The sequence below is a fragment of the Ensifer sp. NM-2 genome, from assembly GCF_003024455.1.
In the GTDB taxonomy this organism is placed as follows: Bacteria; Pseudomonadota; Alphaproteobacteria; order Rhizobiales; family Rhizobiaceae; genus Ensifer; species Ensifer canadensis.
Map to the genome: position 1 here is coordinate 28,914 of NZ_PVZR01000005.1, position 22,314 is coordinate 51,227.

At 58.9% G+C, this 22,314-nt stretch carries 13 protein-coding genes and 1 pseudogene; 8 read left to right on the plus strand and 6 right to left on the minus strand.

What is annotated here, in order from left to right:
- Nucleotides 1-204: 204 nt before the first annotated feature.
- A complete protein-coding gene (locus tag C6558_RS11745) occupies nucleotides 205-1,569 on the minus strand; it encodes an alpha/beta hydrolase (protein ID WP_057209160.1) in 1,365 nt (454 codons plus the stop codon).
- Between the two features lie 111 nt (nucleotides 1,570-1,680).
- Complete coding sequence (locus C6558_RS11750; protein ID WP_107027279.1) at nucleotides 1,681-3,981, minus strand: mechanosensitive ion channel family protein; 2,301 nt, start codon at nucleotides 3,979-3,981, stop codon at nucleotides 1,681-1,683.
- A 406-nt stretch (nucleotides 3,982-4,387) separates the two neighbouring features.
- Between C6558_RS11750 and C6558_RS11755 the strand changes: the two genes are divergently transcribed.
- Nucleotides 4,388-4,795 (plus strand): cupin domain-containing protein, encoded by a 408-nt coding sequence (locus tag C6558_RS11755; RefSeq protein ID WP_057209199.1) that lies wholly within the window; start codon nucleotides 4,388-4,390, stop codon nucleotides 4,793-4,795.
- 68 nt (nucleotides 4,796-4,863) lie between these two features.
- Here C6558_RS11755 and C6558_RS11760 read toward each other — a convergent pair whose 3' ends face one another.
- Entirely contained in the window at nucleotides 4,864-8,463 is a 3,600-nt protein-coding gene (locus tag C6558_RS11760) for a PAS domain-containing protein (RefSeq protein WP_057209154.1), read from the minus strand.
- A 619-nt stretch (nucleotides 8,464-9,082) separates the two neighbouring features.
- Between C6558_RS11760 and C6558_RS11765 the strand changes: the two genes are divergently transcribed.
- The 4 genes and pseudogenes from C6558_RS11765 to C6558_RS11775 all read left to right on the plus strand — a co-directional run bounded on the left by C6558_RS11765 (nucleotide 9,083) and on the right by C6558_RS11775 (nucleotide 13,831).
- The gene (locus tag C6558_RS11765) at nucleotides 9,083-12,109 is read left to right on the plus strand and encodes a PAS domain-containing protein (protein ID WP_057209151.1); all 3,027 of its coding nucleotides are present in this window, start codon (nucleotides 9,083-9,085) and stop codon (nucleotides 12,107-12,109) included.
- A pseudogene (locus tag C6558_RS40650) lies at nucleotides 12,106-12,738 on the plus strand (response regulator transcription factor); the annotation flags it as partial. The gene C6558_RS11765 and the pseudogene C6558_RS40650, both read left to right, overlap by 4 nt.
- On the plus strand, nucleotides 12,715-13,137 hold the full coding sequence (locus tag C6558_RS40655) for a response regulator (protein WP_371412266.1): 423 nt from the start codon (nucleotides 12,715-12,717) through the stop codon (nucleotides 13,135-13,137). The pseudogene C6558_RS40650 and the gene C6558_RS40655, both read left to right, overlap by 24 nt.
- Complete coding sequence (locus tag C6558_RS11775; protein ID WP_057209147.1) at nucleotides 13,127-13,831, plus strand: response regulator transcription factor; 705 nt, start codon at nucleotides 13,127-13,129, stop codon at nucleotides 13,829-13,831. Before C6558_RS40655 ends, C6558_RS11775 begins: the two co-directional genes overlap by 11 nt.
- Nucleotides 13,832-14,434: 603 nt before the next feature.
- On the opposite strand, the gene C6558_RS11780 is transcribed toward C6558_RS11775, so the two are convergent.
- The gene (locus C6558_RS11780; protein ID WP_057209144.1) at nucleotides 14,435-14,662 is read right to left on the minus strand and encodes a hypothetical protein; all 228 of its coding nucleotides are present in this window, start codon (nucleotides 14,660-14,662) and stop codon (nucleotides 14,435-14,437) included.
- Between the two features lie 327 nt (nucleotides 14,663-14,989).
- Here C6558_RS11780 and C6558_RS11785 point away from each other — a divergent pair, with 327 nt between their 5' ends.
- Nucleotides 14,990-17,887 (plus strand): MASE1 domain-containing protein, encoded by a 2,898-nt coding sequence (locus C6558_RS11785; RefSeq protein WP_107027280.1) that lies wholly within the window; start codon nucleotides 14,990-14,992, stop codon nucleotides 17,885-17,887.
- Between the two features lie 31 nt (nucleotides 17,888-17,918).
- On the opposite strand, the gene hmpA is transcribed toward C6558_RS11785, so the two are convergent.
- Nucleotides 17,919-19,133, minus strand: a complete 1,215-nt coding sequence (gene hmpA / locus C6558_RS11790) for an NO-inducible flavohemoprotein (protein ID WP_057209141.1) — start codon at nucleotides 19,131-19,133, stop codon at nucleotides 17,919-17,921.
- Nucleotides 19,134-19,157: 24 nt separating this feature from the next.
- Nucleotides 19,158-19,856 (minus strand): DUF1971 domain-containing protein, encoded by a 699-nt coding sequence (locus tag C6558_RS11795; protein WP_057218634.1) that lies wholly within the window; start codon nucleotides 19,854-19,856, stop codon nucleotides 19,158-19,160.
- Nucleotides 19,857-19,927: 71 nt separating this feature from the next.
- Here C6558_RS11795 and C6558_RS11800 point away from each other — a divergent pair, with 71 nt between their 5' ends.
- Together C6558_RS11800 and C6558_RS11805 are read left to right on the plus strand one after the other, a co-directional pair.
- Nucleotides 19,928-20,377, plus strand: coding sequence for an Rrf2 family transcriptional regulator (locus C6558_RS11800; RefSeq protein WP_057209136.1), 450 nt, complete (start codon nucleotides 19,928-19,930; stop codon nucleotides 20,375-20,377).
- 353 nt (nucleotides 20,378-20,730) lie between these two features.
- A complete protein-coding gene (locus tag C6558_RS11805) occupies nucleotides 20,731-21,648 on the plus strand; it encodes an MBL fold metallo-hydrolase (protein WP_057209133.1) in 918 nt (305 codons plus the stop codon).
- Nucleotides 21,649-22,314: the final 666 nt, after the last annotated feature.

A 22,314-nucleotide genomic window follows, 5' to 3' on the forward strand; every position in this document is an offset into this window, starting at 1 on the left:
CCTCCGAGACGAGGCTTTTATCCGGTCAAATCGCGCGCGAACGGGCTCTGGCTTACGCTGCTGCCGCCGCTCGATCCGCTCATTTCCGGCCTGGGCTGTCAGCGATGGCCCGTCGTTCTACTCCGCTCAAAAGAAGAGATTCGTTAGCCGGCGCCCCGCACGACGCTGCCCTACCGCAGATCGCTTCGAAGTTCGGAAAAGCGATCATCGCAAGGCCTGCTGGACATCAGTTACTCGCCAGAAAGGGCGTTTGATCTCGACGATTTGCCGACCTGGATCGCCAGCCTTCACTCTATCGCGGATGAGCGCAACGAAGTCCGCCTTAACAGCCGGATCAGACAAGAAATAACTATGGCCAATCAACCCGCCGCCCGAAAACTCGATGAAATCGACCAAACCGCCCATCTGCGACCCCGCCCACCTGTTCGCCGCCTCGCTCCTGTCCTTGGGCAGCCTATCAACAGCCAGCTGCCCCAGCCGCAAGGCGCTGCCAAAGAGTAGTGTTGATGCCCCCAACGCTTTGTCACCTGGAGACGAATAGACCGTAAGATGCAGAGGGCCCTGAGGCGGGATCTCGCTTGGCCTTGATATGCTGCCGAAGGCCAGGTCTGGATCCGATACCCACGCGAACATCTTGGAGGAAGCCACGTCGAGATCGATATCGGGAGCGAAAAATACCACATTCGCGATTTTGAAACGCTGCCATATCGAGGATCGGCCAACATAAGCCTCAATGCCGAGTTGCTGGATCACGCTGGCGAGGACATCGGTTCCGCGGCTATGGGCCATGAGGTGAAGTCGCTCGACACCCTGTGTTTCTGCGATGATCCGGATGGCTTTCTTGAGGTCCGCGACTGAAAATTCGCTCGACTCGCGGTCGATATTGTAACCGAAAAATAAGCCGCCGGAGCCTCCCGCGGGCCACGTCAGGACAACGCAAACAAACTGGTTCTGCAGCGACCTGCAAATCTCGCCAGTCGCGAGCGCGGCGTCGTCGAAACTGTTACCGTATCCGTGAATAAAGACCACGACTTCTTTACGATCGGCTGTTGCGAGACGACGAGCGACTTCAGCCTGTAGGGATGCGGCGGCCTGGTCGTGGGCCGCTAGTGCCGCCGGAGGGCGGCGTAGCCCGTTTGCGGTCGCCTCGACGCCGTAGGGTGTCGCCGGAAACCGTCCGGTCTCGGAAAACGCGCTGGCACGTAACCGCTTTTTGCTGCTGAGAGAGCTACGTGTCGGGGTGATCGACACCGAGCCAAAGCTCAAGAAACTGGCCCTTTCGGCACCATAAGCCAGTGCACTTTCCGAAGCGGCTACACGTGCGCGATCGGTAACGTAGAGGAGGTCGAAGGTTTCGGAACTTGCGTGAACGGTCTGAGGGCTTTGCGAGGTGGGAGACACAGTTTTGGGCAGCGTTGCAAGCTCCACGCGCTGCGTTAAACAACCAGCGAGGCAGAAAAGGAAGACGAACACTGCCATGGCCCGCCAAAAAATCAACCCGAGCTGTTCGGAAGAGCTGGTCAACTTGCGGCCAAGCCCACGTTCAGCAACGCGATAGCAGTTTGCCAAATGTTTTCCCCTTCGATTCATTTACGGTGTCTGCGTAAATCCGCTCCGGCGCGCTTAGGTGATCGTAGCTTCGTGAACTGCGGCGACCAGGTCGGCACGGCGACACATGCCTCACACAGCCGCCTCGATTTCTACCGGCTTCCTGGCCAGCGTCATGTTTGCCGCCGCAGCCTCCGCTTCAACAATACCGGCGGCACGAGAGCGAACGGTGACAGCGTTCGAGGCAAGGTCGAGGCCGGCTTCGCGCAATGCAGGAAGAAGGCGTTTCATCGCCTCACGCTGGAGTATGCTTGGGTTGCCGGGCCGCGCGGTGAACTTGAGGCGGACGACGAGAGAGTTTTCGGTCACGTCCTGGATACCCTGCATCTTCAAGGGCACGAGGAACTCGCCGCCGGTTTCCGGGTCTTCGAGCATGGCCAGTCCGACCTTCTTGATGGTCTTGCGGATCTTTTCGGGATCGGCGTCGTGCTCGAATTTGAGTTCGAACTTCACCGTACTCCAGTCGCGGCTGTAGTTGGTCACCGCTTGAAGCTGGCCATAGGGGACGGTGTGCACTTGACCGTTCTGGTGGCGGAGCCTCAGGGAACGGAGCGAGATCCGCTCGACCGTCCCCTTGAGCTTGCCGCTTTCGACATATTCGCCGACGCGGAAGGCGTCGTCGGCGATGAAGAAAATGCCGGAGACGACATCCTTTACCAGCGTTTGTGAACCGAAGGAAAGGGCTAGACCGAGCACGCCGAAGCCTGCGAGCAGCGGCGCGATGTTTATGCCGAGGGCGGAGAGAATGACGAGGCTGGTGACGGCCAAGATGCCACCGAAAATGAGGTTGCGGATGAGCGGCAGGATCGTCGCGAGCCGGCTTCGCTGGTGGGCATCCGTGTCGTCCTCCTGGTCGCCGGGTATCGCGACGCGGACGGAGGGTGAGAAAGCCTCGAAACTCTTCCACAGGAAGCTGCAGATGACCCAGGCAGCCACGATCGCAAGACTGATGCGCTCGAGGACGGCGATCCAGCCGACGGCGCCAGAGGTCTCGTGCCCGTCCATTACCGGCCGCCACAGGCCGATGATGGCATGCAGGCCGATCAGCCAGATAGCGCCGGCAAGCGCCGTCTGCACGCTGCCCGAGATCGCCGCATGAAGCGGCGAGGAGGTCAGCGTGCGGCGGCGCGCGGCGGCGGCTCCGGCTAACGAATGGATCCCGAAGGCCAGGATCGGTAGGGCGAGCAGGATGATCTGTGTGGCGCCGCCGGCAAAGCTCCAGGCGGCGCTGTGCGGACTGCCGGCGACGATGGCGGTCATTAGCCACAGTACCATTGCGCTCAGCGCATAGAATTCCGGCACACCGAAGGCGATGGCGCGGCGCAAATTTCCGGGATTCGAGCCGGCAAACAGCGTGCGGATATCGCGGGCGCCGGCGATGAACCAGTAGAGCTTCACGAATGTCAGCGCCGTGACGCCGGTCAGCAAGCAGCCGTCGATGGCGACCGGGTCTAGTGCGCGCTGGTGGGCAAAGCGCACGCTGGCGCTGACGACGGCGACCATCGCGCCATAAGCTGACAGCATGTTGGCGTGAAAGCGGGGATGGGCGATATCGAGCAGACGGATTGCAGGGCGTGTCGGGGCGAAGAGGAAATGGGCGCCCGCAATATAGGCCGCCGATATCAGCGCGATGGTGACGACAGCGTGAGCCAATTCAGCCGAAGCGGTCCCCCGCCCTAGGAAGACCCTGATGACGCCGTGTGCGACGGTTGCAAGGAGCGCGAGATAGGCGATATCGAAGCAGAGTCTGATCATCGAGGCCCGCACACGGTGCAGCCCGTCGACAACCTCAACCGATGCACCGAAAAGCCGGTTCATGAGGAGGCGGCTGGCCAGTGCTGCGGCGAGGCCAGCCGTGATGGCGCAGAGGGCAGTTGTGGCAACAGAAATCACCGACCATCCCTCGGCATGGATCCCCGCCACGACGTCTGCCATCGCCCCACCGATACCGTAGATGCCGGCAAAACCGATTTGCAGCCCATTGAGAAGGTGGCCGGAAACGCTGTCGAAGGATTCCACTGAATCCGCGGCTTGAAAAGCTGGCAGCGTCCTGGCCGATATCTCATTTTCGTCCGTGTCGGCGGAAGGTGCAATGTGGGGCGTTGTCTCGCTCGTTCCAGTGCCGGGTATTGTCGCATTGCCGGAGCCTGCATTTTCATTTGACTCGTCGCGCCATTCGACAGTCACCGACCCGCCGACTTTTAAGGCGGCGCCCAGCGTTTGTTCGATCTCGATGGCACTCTGATCAGGTGTGAGAATGACGGTGATCGAGGACGGTGGCATCTGGGCCAGCGTCAAATGGGCACTGCCAAGGGCGAAGAGGAGCGCGAGGCTTGCCAGCAACCAACAGCGGCTGAGCGGGCTATCTGACATGAAAATCTAACCCTCGAAAGCCAACTGAACGGACGCAGTTTCGGAAGAGGCGCCGCGCGCTTTTTCCGAATTGTCTCGAGCCGCGCTGCGCCAGTCTGACGTAAGCTGACACAACGTGTTAAAATTCCAATTGTCTGTTGGTATAGGGCGACGCGGCGTGCGTGGCGTCGAGTTTGAGGTCTGGCATTGTCGCGCCGGCAACAAAGGCTCATGCCAGCTGCCGAAACCATTGATGCTGCCCAATCCCGGCTGGTCGAGCAACAACGTGCAATGTTTGATTACGCCCGGCCGCAGGGGCGGGCACGTATGCATAACACCACCAACCTACGTATAGCTCCTCCTTTCGGAGCGCCGGGCATACGATCGCACCCGAGATTAATCGAATATGAAGCAGGAGGAGATATTCATGCGAAAGTTGGCGACTGGCTTGATGTTTGCGGCGCTGATTACACCTGCAGCAGCCTCGGACCAGCCCTATAATGCCAAGGTCTCAGTGGTGTTCGACCAAGCGCTTCCCAACGTGCCAGGAAAGAGCATGCGCGGTGTTCTGGTCGAATATGGCCCTGGTGGTCACAACCCTTCACACACGCATCCCAGGAGCGCCTTTATCTATGCCACGGTAATCGAAGGCAGCATCAAGAGCCAGATCAACGACGGCGAAATCAAGGTATACAAGACTGGCGAAAACTGGGTCGAAGTTCCCGGCGACCATCACCGCGTAAGCGCGAACGCCAGCGATAGCGAGCCAGCAAAGATCCTGGCTGTCTTCGTTCTTGATACTGCCGAAACGGAGCTCGTAACACCGGCAAAGTAGGCCGCTAACGGCCGGGGCCGAGGTGCGGCTCCTCTAGACCGGCGATATAACTCCATGTAAGTCGCGCCTCAAGCGACTGTTATTGGCTCAGTCGGCAATGTGAAGAAAAAGATGGTGCCCTGCGGCTCGTTTTTCTCCGCCCAAAGCCGCCCACCGTGTGATTCGACTATCGAACGGCAGATCGCCAGCCCCATGCCCATGCCGTCGTGCTTCGTTGTAAAGAATGGCTCGAAGATCCTGTCCGGGAACTCCACGCCTGTGCCCAGATCGCTCACCGCGATCTGTACCGCGTTGTCCATCGGATACACGCTTAGACCTAGAACCCTGGGCGCATCCGAGGATGTCATGGCTTCGATGCCATTTCTCATCAGATTGACCAGCACCTGCTGGACCTGAACGCGATCCATAGGAACAAACGGAAGTTCGTTCGCAATGTTCACCTCGATCCGGACACGACGTCGTGCAGCCTCGTCGGCCATCAGGCTCTGGGCCTCCGCGATGACCTCGTGGGGGGTGGCGCTCGCTTCGGTCTCCAGGGATCGCTTGAACAATGCGCGGATACGGCTCACAACATCAGCCGCAGCGTTTGCATCGCGCGTAATGCGTCCGATCGTCTTTTGCGCTCGCTCAAGATTTGGAGGGTCGGCTGTGAGCCAGCGTTGACATGCGTGCGAGTTTGCCACGATCGCTGCCAGCGGCTGGTTCACCTCATGGGCGATCGAAGCGGAAAGTTCGGCAAGGCTTGCCGCCTGAAATGCTCGCGCCAGGCCCTCTCGCGTCAAACGCAATTCCTCTTGCGTCCTGACCTCGCTATCGATGTCCAGGCAGATAACATTCCATTGAATAATCGAAGAGTCGGTGTCTCGCATGGGTGCAGCTCGGGTTTCCACCCAGCGGTACTCACCATCCGAACGCCGCAGACGATGCTTCTGCGCATAAGGGGTGCCGTTTTCCAATGCGCGCTCATGGTTCTCGCGGACGAGGGGCATATCCTCACGATGGACAGCGGCACTGAGCGTTGCGGACGGCCGCGGCTCTCCCGATCCGACCGGCGCTTCAAGTTTGTATCCTAGGAAATCGCAAAGCTGCTCACTTCGATAGACCGGATGGCCGTCTGGCCCCGTGCATTCGACCATTGCGGGCAAGGTTTCAATAAGTTGGCGCAGCGAGCGCTCCCTCTCGCGCAGGACCTGTTCGACGCGAAGTTGATCGTCGATGTCGTGACAAATGCCGAACCATTGCAGGATGCGCCCGCCGGTGTCCCGCAGAGGCGCTCCGCGGCCAGACATCCAGCGATACAGGCCGTCGGCGCGGCGCATGCGATAGTTCACGGAGAAGCTCTCGCCAGTGGCAAGTGCCTTGTTCAGTGATGCTTCAAGCGCTGTCATGTCATCTGGGTGGATCGCAGACACAAGAGCAGCGGCCAATGCTTTGCGCCGCCCATCTCCAACATCATGGCCCAGGAATTCAATCAAGCTTTTGTTGAAGAAGACCGGCTCCCCTTCTGGGGTCAACCGCCAGAGCGGGCTGGGTACCATATCCACCAGTTGCGAAAGCTCTCGCTCCCGATCGTACAACCTTTGCTGCGCGCGCACTTCATCATCGACGTCGATGGCGACCGCATACCACTGCATTATCGTCCCGCGCTCATCACGCAACGGCTCGGCGCGCCCGTCCATCCAGCGATACTCACCGTCGGCGCGAAGCATACGATATCGATTCGAGAAGGGTTCGCCTGTCGAGAAGCCGCGTGTGGCGTTCTCCCTCACCAGGGAAACATCGTCGGGATGGACGACAGCTTGGATCATGGCGGTCACGCGCCTCATCCCCAACTTGTCCGCATGCGCAACGTCTAGCCCGAGGAAGTCTACCAACCGCTTGTTAAAGAACGTCAACGCTCCGTCTGAAGCCTGACGTGCGATGAAAGCCGGCACCATGTCCACAAGCAGCGATAGCTCGCGTTCCCGTTCGCGCAACGCGTCTTGGGCACGCATTTGATCGTCAATGTCATGACAAATGCCGTACCATTGGACGATAAGCCCGGACTGATCCCGACGCGGTTCGGCGCGGCTGGACATCCAGCGGTAAACGCCGTCCGCCCGGCGCAGACGGTATCGCATGGCAAAGACTTCCCCGGTGGCGAGCGCGCGGGAAAGCAAATCGTTGAACGGAACCGCGTCTTCCGGATGAACGGATGCCTCCACCAAGGCGGCTAACCGCGTCATACCCGGTTTGAGCGTATCTGAAACATTCAAGCCAAGGAAGTCGATCATGCGTTTGTTGAAGAATGCTGGTTCGCCCGAAGGGGTCAGACGCCAAACGTGGCTTGGAACCATATTGACAAGCTGGGAGAGCTCCTCCTCTCGTTCACTCAGGGCCTCCTGCGCCCTCACCATGTCTTCAATGTCAACAGACACGCCATACCACTGAATGATCGTGCCGGATTCGTCGCGCAATGGTTCGGCGCGCGCCTCAACCCATCTGTGGGGTCCGTCCGCTCGGCATTGGCGATACCTACCCACAAATGACGCGCCCGTCTCGAACGAGCGCTTAAGTGCCTCATCTGTTGATTGCCGGTCGTCTGGATGAATGTCTGTCAGAGACCTTGACCCGTCGGGCGCGATCACCTGCTTGAGAGTCATGCCTGTGATGTCCGTGGCCTGTTTGTTGAGGTAGCTGGGTATACCTTCTGGAGTTGTGCACCATATGAGCGCTGGGACTGCATCGATCAATTGCTGAAGGCGGCGCTCGCTTTCGCGCACAGTCAGCAACGCCAGTTGATATTGTCGCGAGATGGCGGCGACAATCAGCGCTGAAAACGCTGATATCGCCAGGAAAAGCTGCAGCATTACCTGCCTTTGCCTTTGGGACTCGCCGACAAACTGACTGTCACCAGATATTGTAAGTGCCAACGTCATTAAGCCGAGGAGTGTCAGCGCGACTGCGGCTCCCCGGAACTCGAAACGCGCTGAGGCCCAAAGAAGCAATGGCAGGATGATGTAGGGAGACGGAAGATAGTTATCACTCAGGGAGAGAGCGGCGACTCCCAAAAAAATCAGACCGAGCACTCCGGCTTCTGCCAACTGCGCGGCAGATAGTTTGGACTTGCTGCGCCAGTATTGGACCAAAACCAATACAAGTGGCGCAACGAGCAGGATGCCGGTAGCATCTCCAATCCAAAATAGCGGCCACACGCCTGTGAAAGTCTGCGCTTTTACACCGAACCAAGCAAGCGTCGCACTTCCCACCGTCGCACTTATGAGCGGCGCAATTCCCGCTCCAAAAACGACGAATGCAAGGACCTGCTGCAAGGTCTCCAACTTGACCGGCTTGCCGGTCGCCCGGCTGACGAGAGCAGCGCCGGCAATAGCACACAGGGCATTGCCCACGTAGATCAAAAAGCCGGCAGGCAGCGGACTGTGAAACCACACGATCTGCGCGAACATCTCAGCCAGGCAGCCCCCCAATATCCACCAGGGCCAACTGTATGGAGATGTTAGGATCAGGGTAGCGACGAAGACCCCGCCAGGAGGCCAAATCGAAACAGTTATGCCAGGCACGATCGCCAGCACATTTGCGAATCCGCATCCCAACACATAGGCTGCGAAAAATAGCGCGAGATACGCGAACCGCGGGCGGTGCAGCCCGACCCCACGCCATCGGCGCATTGCTGGAAAATCGCGCCGGGCCGATTCTCTTTCAACTGGCGGCACAACGACTGCTTCCCCACTTGATCCTGGTTCGGATCCATCTCGGTGTTGCGTTTGTGTACGCGCTGCTTCTGAATTGGTTTTGCTAACTGGGCGAAACGTTGATTTCATTGGCTTCTCCAACCGGACAGAGAAAGCCTGGGCTTTATTAGCCACCGCTCTACCCCTCATGCCAAAGTTTCAATCTATCGAAATCTACGCTCAGAGGCAGCAAAAACCACTAGCCTAGCTTGGTCGGCCGTCGATATTTGTGGGCGATAAACGGCGCCTTGGCTCGGTATCGCTTGTGAGTCCAGAACGATGATCAACGTGAGGTAGAGCGCGAAGCCACCCTGGACGCCGACACGTAACGGAGGTCAACTCGTTGTCCGGCGGCTCCCACCCCGTCGCAACGATCCAGACCAAGCTATCCTGAAGTACAGGTTAGATTGCACCACCCGGTTGTCATAGATTTCCATAGGGTGCACACGAGGCGCAGCGGGAATAGGATAAGTGACGAGTTCACCCGGTCCTGATCTCAAGACAAGTGCTATGCAGAGCGCTGACAAAGGCTTTCCTCGTCCGGCAGGAGAAGGCAATGACGAAGGCGTTCAACCAACCTGGCAAAATCGCGCCCGATGTATTGCAAGCTGTGCGGTTCATCGAGAGCGTGGTCGGCAACGCTTGGGCCGCCGATGCGTCCGGCAAGATCATTTACGTGAGCGCTGCGGTTCTGTCGCACCTGGCGATTACGCTCGAAGAGTTCAGTTCGCCGGCAGATGGTGGCTTGCTTGGTTGGAGGCGCATGATTCACCCGGACGATTACGGGCTCGTTACTTCTCAATGGAGCAGGTGCCTTGAAACGGGTGAGCATTTCAACGTCGAGCATCGCTTGTTGCGTGAAAGTGGTGCTTACGGATGGAGCAGGAGTTCGGCCCAGCCCTTGCGCGATGGTCAAGGCCGTGTGCTCGGTTGGTACGGCACGTTCATTGATGGAGATACCTCCGTTGCCAGCGAGCGGTTTGGCGATGTCGCAACCGCGGCTTTGGAGAGGAAGGTCACGCAAGAACAGCCGCATTCGTTGAGCCGTATTCATCCAGCCGACCGGACGACGGCCGCTCATGCGGCCGCCCGCGCCTTCTGGACGGGCGTTCCCCAGGTCACCAGGCACCGCCAACTCCAGACAAACGGCAAGTATCGATGGACGGAGACCCGCGCAGAGCCAGGATACAGTGTCAGCATCGACATCGACGATCTGGTAACGGAAAGAGAGCCGCATATAGCGGCGGTTTCCGACCTGTCGGCGGTGGATGATATCGAGCCGATGCGGTCGGCCAGGGCCGTCGAGAGCATATTCGGCAACGGGTGGGCATTCGATGCCGCCGGACGTTGGATCTACCTGCATCCTTTCGCCCAAAGCTCGCTGGGTGTGACGCCGGAGCAGCTGAACACCTCGCTGGATCAGGGCGATACCGCCTGGAAGCAACTGTTACATCCCGATGACTATGATCACGTCGCGGCGAGATGGCGTCGTTGTCTGGAAACTGGCGACGACTTCAATGTCGAGTTTCGCTTTCGTCGTGTCAGTGGAAGCTATGTCTGGGCCAGAACCGCCGCACGGCCCGCGCGCGACAAACAGGGCCGTGTCGTCGGGTGGTTCGGCATAGCGCTCGACATCGATGTCTACAAGAAAACCGTTGAGGCGTTGCGCGGCCGGGAGCGCGAGCTTTCGCAGCTTGTTGACATGGTACCGGTGCAGATCAGGCGTCTTACACCCGAGGGCGAACCGACCTTCTTCAACAAGCGCCTGCTCGATTTCTTTGGCTGGACCGATCTTGCGCAGCTGGAAAGGCAAGGCGAGAGCCGATTGGCCCGCGCGATGGAAAAGCTCGTTCACCCTGACGATGCCGTGCGCCTTCTGAAAGCCGTCCGCCATTCAGTGGTAACAGGTGAGCCTTATTCCATGAAGTATCGCTTGCGCCGAGCCGATGGCGCCTATCGTTGGGTCGACGGCCGCGCAGAGCCCCTGGTCGATCCAAATGGAGCGATCGCGCATTGGTACGCGATCTCGATCGACATCGATGACGAGATGCGAGCGCAGGAGGCCCTTCGCGATCGGGAGCGAGAACTTTCGCAACTGGTCGATATGGTCCCAAGCCTGCTTTGGCGATTGAACCGACAAGGCGAACCGACCTTTTTCAACAAACGCATGATGGCTTTTCTTGGTTTGAATGCCGCGGATACACGGCAGCCAGACATTGACCGGCTGGCAACAACTCTGAAGGCAGCGGTCCACCCCGACGATGCGACCGGCCTCGAGGAAGCGCTTAAATTATCTGTCGCAACCGGCGGGAACTTCACCAAGAGGTTTCGCCTGCGCCGGGCGGACGGCGTCTACCGTTGGGTCGAGAGCAACGCTGAACCGCTGCGCGATGAGAATGGAGATATCCTGCAATGGTACGGCCTGTCGCATGACATCGACGATCAGTTGCGGATCGAGGAGGCGCTACGTGAACGGGAGCGGTCGCTGTGGCAGCTGGTGGAAACCCTTCCGGCGATGATCGACTGCGCCATGCCGAATGGTGAACCAGTCTATCGCAGCCAGCAGCTCCGAGAGTTTCTCGGATACAACCTGGAGGAATTGGACGGCGTTGGAAAGTCCCGATTGAACGGTACGCTTGATGCCGGAGTGCACCCCGATGACGTTGCCGGCGTGAAGGAGAAATATGCGCATTCTCTTGCAACCGGCGAGCCCTACGCGCGCAAGCATCGCCTGCGGCGCTATGATGGTGAATACCGATGGGTTGAAACAAGAGCCGCCGCGATGCGGGACTCGGAGGACAGGATCATTCAGTGGAACGTCATTTGCCTGGACATTCATGGCGAGGTTCAGGTGCAGGAAGAGTTGCGGCTAGCGCAAGAACGGCTCTCTCGCGCTGCCCAGGCGGCAAGCCTTGCCGAACTGTCGGCGTCGATCGCGCATGAGGTCAATCAGCCGCTGGCCGCAATCGTTGCCAATTCCAACGCTTGCCATCGCTGGTTATCGGCCAAGCCTGCGAATCTGGAGCGGGCCAAGATCACCGCCGAGCGCATCATCCGTGACGCAAACTCCGCCGCGGACGTCGTCAGTCGGATCCGCGCACTGTTCAAACATCCCGTCGAAGCGAGGAGCAATACCAACCTGGCAAGCGTAATTGGTGAAGCAATCAATCTCATTGCAGAGGAGGCATTACGACGTCGTGTTCGCGTCGACGTTGATATCGCGCTCGACCTTCCACAGATCGCTCTGGATCGGGTGCATATTCAGCAGGTTCTGGTGAACCTTATCCGCAACGGAATGGACGCGATGGACGAAGTTGCGACCGATCGGGTGGTGAAGGTGCGCACACGTCGCGTCGCGGGGATGATTCAAACCGAAGTCAGCGACCACGGCACGGGCGTCGAGTATCCGGAACGGATCTTTGAAGCCTTCTTTACCACGAAAGTGAACGGAATGGGCATGGGCCTGGCAATTTGTCGTTCGATCATCGAGTCGCACGGAGGGCGGTTGTGGGCGCAGAACAACGAGTCTGAGGGTGCCACGTTTGCGTTTACGCTGCCGATCAAAGTGGATGCTTCGGTATGATGAGAGACGAGCATATTGTGTTCATTGTCGATGACGACAGCCGAATTCGTGAGGCGCTCTGCGAGCTCCTGGCCTCGCACGGCATTCGCGCGATGGCGTTCGGATCCGCCGGGGACTATGTCAACTTTGAAAAGCCGGATGCACCCGCTTGTCTGATCCTCGATATCGAACTGCCCGACATCAACGGTCTCGACCTCCAAAGTGAGATTGCTGAAGGGGAGCATCCACCGATTGTGTTCATAACCGGCCACGGTGATATCCGATCCTCCGTGCGCGCGATAAAGGACGGCGCGGTAGACTTCCTGACCAAGCCGTTTACCGACGCGGATCTGATGAACGCCATAAACGCGGCAATTGCACTGGATAAGGAAAAGAGGGCAGAGCGTGCCGAGTCAGGGAAATTGAAGCGTCGCTATCTTGACCTGACGCCGCGCGAACGCGAGGTTCTGCCTCTGGTGGTGAGCGGTCTTCTCAACAAGCAGGCGGCCGCCGCGCTCGGCATCAGTGAAGTGACGCTGCAGATTCACCGACGCAATGTGATGCAGAAGATGGAGGCGGCCTCGCTTGCCGACCTCGTGCGTATCGCAGAACGCCTGGAAATACCGATCACGCACTCTCGCAGGGTGGGGAAGCCTAGAATGACCAAGCATCGGCGGGTGGTGGCAATTGTCGATGATGATCTGAGACTACTGGAGTCGCTGGAGGATCTTTTGGAGTCCGCTGGCTATCTGGCTCGCAGCTTCTCATCGGCAGGCTCGTTTCTTGCCAGCGGTCTGTCTGGCGTGGATGCAGTTATCACGGATATTGGCATGCCCGGTATGGACGGGTTTGAACTACGAGATTTCGTGAGGAAAGTGCGTCCCGATCTGCCCGTCTTCCTGATAACCGGACGTCACGAGCTTGCCGAACAGCATAGCGGCCAGGACATTGGTGGTTGCTTCCGAAAACCGTTCGACGCGCAGGTTCTGCTTGCTACGCTCGCCAACGCCCTGCGTGATCCAGAAATGGAGGGTAATGATGAAATCTGACCAGTCACTACAGCGAAAGGCAGGTTCGTGGCACCGGAGTGACGGCGAACAGCCGCTCGTCATCATTGTCGATGATGACGCCTCTGTCCGTGAGGCACTGTCCGAGTTGATTGCATCAGCGGGGTTCCAATCAGCCTGCTTCGCCTCGACCCGAGAATTGCTCGCTTCCGACACGCTGCATAGCCCCGGCTGCCTGATCCTGGATGTTCGCATGCCGGGAGCGAGCGGTCTCGATTTGCAGCGTCACCTGACGCAAACTGGAAACCCGAAACCGGTGATTTTCCTCACGGGACACGGGGATATTCCGATGACCGTGCAGGCGATGAAGGCTGGCGCCGTCGATTTCCTGATAAAGCCGGTACGAGACCAGACACTGCTGGATGCAATCACGACCGCGATCGACTTGGATTCGGCGCGGCGGATGGAGACGATGCTCGTCAAACGCAACATGGAGCGGCACGAGACACTGACGCCACGAGAGCGCGAAGTCTTGCAGGAGGTGGCGCATGGACGGCTTAACAAGCAGATCGCTTTTGACCTCGGCATCAGCGAAGTGACGGTGAAGCTTCATCGGGGCAACGTCATGCGCAAGATGGAAGTCGCGTCCCTGAGTGAACTTATCCGCGCCTGGGATAGCCTTCCTGGATCGATGCGCGATGCAGGGCTATCCAAGAGAGCGACTGAAGCATTTTGAAACGTTCTCGTCCGACGCCGGCAGCCGGAGCCAAGCCTGCGAACGTTCCGTCTGGTTGAATACGAGAGTGGCGGTCACCGTCCTCATAGCAATGCTGCTCCGGTGAAAGCGCTTTGTCCTCTTCGCGCATTCAACGGGCCTCCCGTTCGAGGCGATGGTGTCTTGGCAGTGCATGCATGTCTCAAATTGGCTTTGCGTCATGCCACAACAAGGCGTGACCGATCAGTGATCTGGAAATGATCGGGCCGCTTGGCAGTCGGCTGTCCGGTCACTCTGCGTATCCAATCTTTGGAAATAAGGTAACTATACCTGCGTCTACAGGGACACTTCCCCGGAGCCACGATCAAGGAGAAGTAGTCAGCATCGTCAAGCGTGAAACGTCGGTATAGGTTTCATTCCTGGACGACCGCCAGCATAATCAAGGTGCACTCGGCTTCGGCAACATCTCAAGCGTGTTGCCGGACGAGGCCTGCGGCGGCGTTCCCCTCCGCGCCGCAAAGCGGACGTTGTCCGCCAGAAGGCCGTCCCAGCCGCCCCTTGCGGACGGCCTTCTCCCCCATTCTGCGTGCCGGCGGCGTCGCTCCGATTACAAAGGGCGACCTGTCAAAACGCGTCGATTGCGAATTTGCTCGTCATCGCGAGATCAACGCGTTCGAAAGCTAGAGGGCAGCGAGTCCTCTCTAACAGCGCGCTCCATCGCTCTATGCCGGGCAGAGGTACGTCGAGGATCGTCAGCGTCGTCACTTCCTCGCGATACTGAGCCGCGTAGGCGTATGCGCCCATGCCGTGGCCGGCCAGATTGATGGGCGGGCCGAGTTTGAGCACTTTCACGAGCTTCTCGATATCCGCAGCGATCGCCGCTTTCTCATAGCCCGCCGGAGGCTTTGCGGTGTCGTCCAGTCTGCGCCGATGCGGAGCAAGTCTTCCGGAAGAAACGCGCCTGGGCCCAGGCGAAGAAGACCTGTCGTGCCTGCAGCCGGCTTTTTATCATTGGCTTCCGTGTAGATATGCCCGATAGGTGTTGAGCGGACCGGCTCGGGAAAGAAGACCGATGCCGCGGCCAAGCAGGGGATCGCCGGGGTATGCCAAAACGCGCTCGCACCGCAGCGTTGATGCCGTTGAATGCATAATCCGGTTCGACTTCGACAGGAACAGGTCTTGATGAGCGTCCGATCACATCGCCCCCAAGCGCTCCACGCGGGGCTGTTTGTCGCGGCCTACGTTGCGGGCAGCGGGTTTGCCCACCTTCTTGCAATCATTCCTGGGACAGGAATATCAATCTGGCCGCCGAGCGGCTTGTTCCTTGCGACCCTTGTCCTTGCCTCGCAACGCAGTTGGCCCTGGTGGATACTGGTGGGGCTCGCAGGCGAACTTCTTGGAAATCTCGCCTGGTTTCACAATTCCATTACCGTCGCGACCCTGATCTACGTTGGAAACGCTTGCGAAGCTGCGTTCGGCGCATGGCTTTTAAAGCGATTTTGCGGCGAACCGGTTCGGCTAGAGACTTTGCGCGAGGTACTGGCGCTGCTTGTACTGGGTGCCAGTGTCGCACCAATCTTGAGTGCAACGGTAGGTAGCGCGACGCTTGCTTGGTTTGACATCCAAGCCTTTGCCACAGCTTGGCCGCTATGGTGGATCGGCGATGCCACCGGGGTTGCCATCATCGCACCCCTGGCTCTTGTGGTGTTCCAGAATTGGCGTGGAAAGAGTGAATTTCTCGCGGCGCGCTGGACCGAGGTCTGCGCTCTGGCGCTGGTGTTTCTTGGAATCGCCGCTCTTTCCTTGAGCGGCTTTCTGCCCTACGCATACATCATCATGCCGCCGCTTCTCTGGGTCGCGGTCCGTTTCGAATTCAAGGGTACAGTTCTCGCCCTGTCTTTCCTCGCGCTCATCACTGCGGCCTTCACGATTTCCGGCACAAGCCAGTTTGCGGGCGACGCCGAATCTCAACAACACAAACAAATCATGCTGCAGCTGTTTCTGGGCATCTCTGCGTTTTCTGCGTTGGTCGTGGCAGCGATCTCTAGGCAGCACCAACTGGCACTTGTCACATTGCGTCGGAGTGTTGAGACTTTGCGGGAACGCGAACGTGAACTTTCGCAGTTGGTCGACCTTGTGCCCGTGCAGATCAGGCGACTGACCCCAGAGGGTCAGCCGATTTTCTTTAACCGCCGACTACTCGATTTCTTTGGTTTGAGTGACGTAAATCAACTGGACCGGCCGGGCATAAGTCGTCTGAGCGCGGCGATTCACTCTCTCGTGCATCCCGAGGACGCAACGCGCCTGTTTGATGCCGTCAGAAACTCGCTGGTGACCGGCGAGCCATATTCCATGAAGTATCGCATGCGGCGGGCGGATGGAGCTTATCGTTGGGTTGATGGGCGTGCGGAGGCGTTGCGCGATGACGACGGAAAGATCGTGCAATGGCTCGTCATCTCGCTCGATATCGACGACGAGGTGCGCGCACAGGAGGCAATGCGCGACAGTGAGCGGCAGCTTCGGCGCCTGGTCGATGCGGTACCTGCGCAGATCTGGTGTTCGAACACCGAGGGAGATCCAACCTACGTCAACAAGAGGCTAAGGGATTTCATTGGCTTTGATCTCGAGGACTTCGATTCCCCGGATGAGCCAAGAGGGGAGGTCGCGCGTCGGCAACAGGTCCATCCCGACGATCTGGTGGCTGTCCGTGATCATTTGGCCAAGTGTCGGCGCACCGGTCAGGCGTTCGTTATGCGGTACCGAATGCGACGCGCTGACGGGACGTACCGATGGGTGGAGGGCCGTTCGGAGCCTTTCCGCGATGAGGACGGCTCCATTCTGCAATGGTACGGTGTGCTTCTGGATATCGACGACCAGGTGCAGGCCGAGGCAGCCTTGAGGGAGAGGGAGCGCTTTCTCTGGCAATTGGTAGAAACCCTGCCGCTCATGATCGACTGCGCCGCCCCCGATGGGGAGCCAATATTCCGCGGGCAAGGCCTGAGAGAGTTCCTCGGCTACGAATTGCAGGCGCTTGATGGTTCCGGAAAATCCCGGCTTGAGGGGACACTGGATGCCGGGGTTCATCCCGATGACGTCGAGGGCGTCAAGCAGCAATATGCGCGTTGCCTCGCATCGGGCGAACCTTACGCGCGCCGACATCGTCTTCGCCGGTTCGACGGTGAATACCGTTGGGTAGAGACCCGAGCAGCTCCAATGCGCGATGCCTCGGGCGCGATCATCCAATGGAATGTCATCTACCTGGATATAGACGGGGAGGTTAAGGCCCAAGAGAATCTGCGCATGGCACAAGAGGGACTGGCACGCGCGGCCCAGGCGGCCAGTCTGGCCGAGTTGTCAGCGTCCATCGCACACGAAGTCAGCCAGCCGCTCTCGGCCATCGTCAACTCGACGGATGCTTGCGTGCGCTGGCTTGACGCGGACCCACCAAACGTGGAGCGAGCAAGAAAATCGGCCGAGCGCATCATTCGCAGCGCGAATTCAGCCGCGGAGGTCGTGCGACGGATCCGCGCCCTTTTCCAGCATTCCATGGATGTTCGCGACGCTACCTCGCTGGAGGGCATCATTGACGAGGTGGCCGATCTTGTGGCGGCTGAAGCCTCCAGGCAGCGTATCCGCGTTCAGGTTGAGATCGAGAGCAGCCAGCAACTGGTGGCATTCGATCGCGTGCAGATCCAGCAGGTCCTGATGAACCTTGTTCAAAACGGCTTGGATGCAATGGTGTCGGCGCCGGATGACAGGCTGCTTGAAATTCGGGTCTATCGCAAGGACGATGAGGTCTTCACCGAGGTTATTGATCGAGGTGGAGGTATTGAGTTTCCGGAGCGGATATTCGACCCGTTTTTCACGACAAAGGAAAGAGGGATGGGCATGGGTTTGGCTATCTGTCGCTCCATCGTGGAAGCCCATGGCGGAAAGCTATGGGCGGAGCAAAATGAACCCCGCGGCGCGAGGTTCATTTTCACGCTGCCAGCCGCGGCAATGGCCGCAGCAGGCTCTGGCGCCGGCTCTAACGAGAGCCACTCCATCGTGGAAAAGCTATCAGAAGGAGTACCATGAGGCACTTTTCTGAGAGATTACCTTCGGCCGCTCAGGCGGCAAGAAGTTCGTCCGATGGCCCGAAGAACTCGTAGTGCACCCGCTCGCTTGAAACGCCTTCCCTGACAAGAGCCGGGACGAGGGCACGAAGGAACGGTTTGGGTCCACAGAGGTAGTATTCGGCCTCGTGAACAGGTGTGTTCTCCCGAAGCCATTCCGCCGTGATGAAGCCATCAAAGTCGTGAGACAAGCCGGCCGCATCTTCGCTGCGGGGATCACTATAGAAACTGCTGATTTTGATGTTGCCGTGAGCGTTGGCGAGCTTGCGGACATGCTGATCCATGGCGTGAGTAGTGCTGTTCAACGCGCCGTGGACGAAGTGAGCTTCGAGGTTCGGATGCTCTTCGACGATTGTCTCCAGAATGCTGACCATGGGTGTCAGCCCGACGCCGCCCGACAACAAGACGACCGGTGCCCGAGGGATTTCCGGAAGATAGAAGTCACCCGCCGGAGGCGTGACGCTCAAGACCGTACCGACCGTCGCCGTATCGTGAAGATGGCGCGATCCACCTTGTCCATCCGCTTCCCGCTTGACAGAAATCCGGTAGGAACTGTCGCTCGGGCCGCTGGAGATTGAATAGTTCCGCTTGATCTCCAGGCCACTCTGAAGCTTGAAGCGCAATGTGAGGTATTGGCCGGGTTTGTGCCTCAAGATGCGACCGCCGTCCTTGGGCTCCAAGACGAATGATGTGACAACCTCACTTTCGCGAACTTTTGAGGTGATGACGAAATCTCTCCAGCCGTTCCAGCCGCCGGATTTCTTCACAAGCTCATCGCGTATTTCAGCCTCGCGTTCCTGAAGAACATCCGCCAGGAACCAGTAGGCCTCGCCCCAGGCATCCAGGAGTTCAGGTGTTGCCGCGCTTCCGAGCACGTCCTCGATGGCGGCAAGCAGTGCCTTTGCGACATAGGGGTAGTGGTCCGGCAGGATATGATAGCCAATATGCTTGTGAGCAATGCGCTCAACCACAGGGCCGAGCACGCCAAGGTTATCGATGTTCTGCGCATAGGCCAGAATGGCCGCGGCGAGCGCGTTGACTTGCGAGCCACCTTCACCCTGGTTGGCGTGATTGAACAGCTCCCGAATATGATCGTCTCGGAACATGCGGGCATACATGCTTTTTGTAATGTTCGTGCCGTGCGCGGCGAGCGCCGGGACGCTCGCCTTTACAATTTGGACTGTCTGGGATGAGAGGGGTTTCGGCATGGTCTTTCCTTTCGGTACGATGTGTCACAGGGGGCTGGGCTGGTGATCGTAGAAGTGCAGCTGGCATTTTACCGGGCCCACGATCTGCAGATGATGAGCAACGTCCGGCGGGATAATGATTGTGGCGTCAGCGCCTGCGTTGATCGCCGGCTGCGTATCACGGTGATAGATCAGACTGCCCTCGATCACGCTGAGCTTGACCCAGGTCCCGGATCGAAGCTGATGGCATTTCAGCAGTGGTCCGGGGATTGTGGCCTCGTTGAAGACCGGCGTGCTTCTATACGGTCGGCAGGAGATCTGGGGGGCCAAGGTCTTACAATCTGGGCGCTCTGCTCCAAACAAGGCAGCCGACAAACGCGCGGCTATTCTAGCGGCCCTTCGCTGGATCTCTGTCGCTACTTCGGGCTTGAGTGCGTCTGACGTGACCTTCTCCCAAAGTGCCAACCAGCGCTCGAACATTTCCGGCCGAATGTGTTTCAGGTGGATCAGATGCATTGCAACTGGGCTTCCCTTGTAACGCCCTGTCGACAGCATCATCGAACTCCAGAACGCCGTCATGCGTTCGAGATGATCGTCCCATTCGGTTATGGCGGTGAATGCTTCGTTGAGGAGCTGATCAACCCGAACTTCTCCGTAAAAGCGTTCCACGACCATCCGGATGTCTGCTTCGGTTATCGCGTCGGTACTCATCGCTTTTGCCTTAAAGATGTATCTGAAATGCATCTATTCGCTCGAGAGAAAAGATGCTAACGAAATGCATGTTTTTGGATTGGACTTTTTGACGCAGACCCCCGATGAAGCTCACGAAATACACCGACTACGCCATGCGATTGATGATCTATCTGGGCTCACGGTCATCGGGGCTTAGCTCGATCCGCGAAATATCGGATACATTCTCGGTCTCACAAAACCACATGATGAAGGTGGTTCAGGACCTTGCAAACGCACACTTCCTGGTGTCCGTGCGCGGCCGCAACGGGGGCATAAGGCTTGCCCGCCCTGCAAACGAAATCAATCTGGGAGCTCTGCTTCGCCACACCGAGGGCTTGACGGACCTAATCGATTGCGAAGGCTGTCGTATCGCACCGGCCTGCACCTTGCCGATCGTTCTTTCGGAAGCCACTGCGGCCTTTGTGGCGGTTTTCGACAAGTATACGCTGGCGGATCTCGTCGAGAGACGCTCGGCGCTCGGCACGCTTCTAGGCTTCAAGCCCGCAGACCTCCAGAACGCTTCCGTTTCTTAAGAGCGAGCTGGTGCCGCTGGCGCGCCATGTGTTGCCGCGGGATGGAAGCAGGAAATGGCGTTGCAACTGTCGTTTCTGCGGCTTGTCGCCTGCAGCTGCAAACCGCCGCCACTCAAGTGCTAACCCGCTGTTTTGACATGTATGTTTGAGAGTGCGGGGGATATAGCCATGCCTCGCCGACGCCCATTGAGAGCACGGCTACCCTATCCATTGGTTTGGCTCGACCGCCAACACGCTTCAACATAGCGTCGATGTCGTGGCTCGTGATCGACCCGTCTCGGTCACTCAAAACAGGAGTGCACCATGTCGCAGGCAGAAGCCGCACTCCGTACGATTGGTCAAAGGAGACAAAAATGAGCTTGGACAACACCGTTAATACCGGCAGGCCGGTTCCCGAAGAGCTGGTTCCATCGCGCTATGCGCTGCGGATCGGCGAGATTGAAGTGCTGGTGGTCAGCGATGGGGTGCTGCCGCTTCCAACCAAGATGTTGGGACACAACGCTGACCCGGCGGTGCGGGCGGCCTGGCTGGACGACATGTTTCTTCCGCAGGACGCTTTCGACTGGTCACTGAATGTGGTCGTAGTACGCAGCGGCAGTCAAACCATACTCATCGACGCTGGGTTGGGCTTGGACCCCGACTTGAACCTCCCACGGGCCGGCCAACTGGTCAAACGGTTGGAGGCGGCCGGCATCGATCTTGCATCCGTTACCGACGTGGTACTCACCCACATGCACATGGACCACGTTGGCGGGTTGCTCGTCGACGGGGTGAAAGACCGGCTACGTCCGGACCTGCGCATCCACGTGGCCGCTGCCGAGGTCAAATTCTGGGAATCGCCCGACTTCACCCAGGTCTCCATGCCGCCGGGGTTCCCGGACGCGCTTCGAGCGGCTGCGAAAAAGTTCGCGAATGAGTACCGTAAACAGCTGCGGCTGTTCGACGAGCAACATGAGGTGGCGCCGGGGGTGGTTGCCATTCGCACCGGTGGCCACACCCCCGGGCACAGCGTAGTCCGCCTGGCGTCTGGCGGCGACCGACTGACGTTCGCCGGCGATGCTGTGTTCGCGGTCGGGTTCGACCATCCGGACTGGCACAACGGTTTCGAACACGACCCCGAGGAGGCGGCCCGCGTCCGGGTCCGTCTGTTGACGGAGTTGGCGGAGACCGGCGAACAGCTGGTGGCCACGCACCTGCCGTTCCCGTCCGTTGGCCGCGTGGCGGTTGACGGGGACGCCTTCCGTTGGGTGCCGATTTTCTGGGATTACTGACAGTTGCTGAGCTGACGCTTACAGAAATGACCACCGCGTTTGAACCCAATCGAACGCTGCCAGGTGCGACGCCAGCCTATGTGCCGGCGTGCGCCTTGCGATTGCGAGCAGACTAATCGGCTCGCAATCGCGCTATATATGACGGTTGGCCCTAACCCAACCCAATCCGGCCTTGCAACGGAAGCGTCATACGCGATGCTTAGAGGAAGCTTTCCTTTTCGGCGGCAATTGCCCTTCAGTGCGTCCGTGCAACGCTCATGACAGCCATTGGGCTTTCGTATCGGTTCGCGGCAAGCGCTACTCCAGGTCAGCTTTGCGAGCAGAGCGTCCATTCCGCGAACCTGAATGCCCGAACAAACGAATATGCGCTCCAGAACGCCCATGGCATCGTCTCTTCCGGGTCAGCAGCCGCGCGACCTGAATGCGGTGCCGCGGCGGATGAGAGCAACCAACGACGACCGCCGGCTCGCTTGTGGGCGACAACGTCGACACCGAGATGGCGAGGCTCAGTGCTTTGACCGGCGCTGTTGCCACGAGCCGACAGGCGCCGGGGATGCGCGCACCTGCCAGACAATGCGCATTACCCGTTGCCGGGAACACATCTTGTTCCCAGGGGGCCGCTAATCGCGGGCCCAGACAAGATCTATCTCTGGCACGCAAACACGG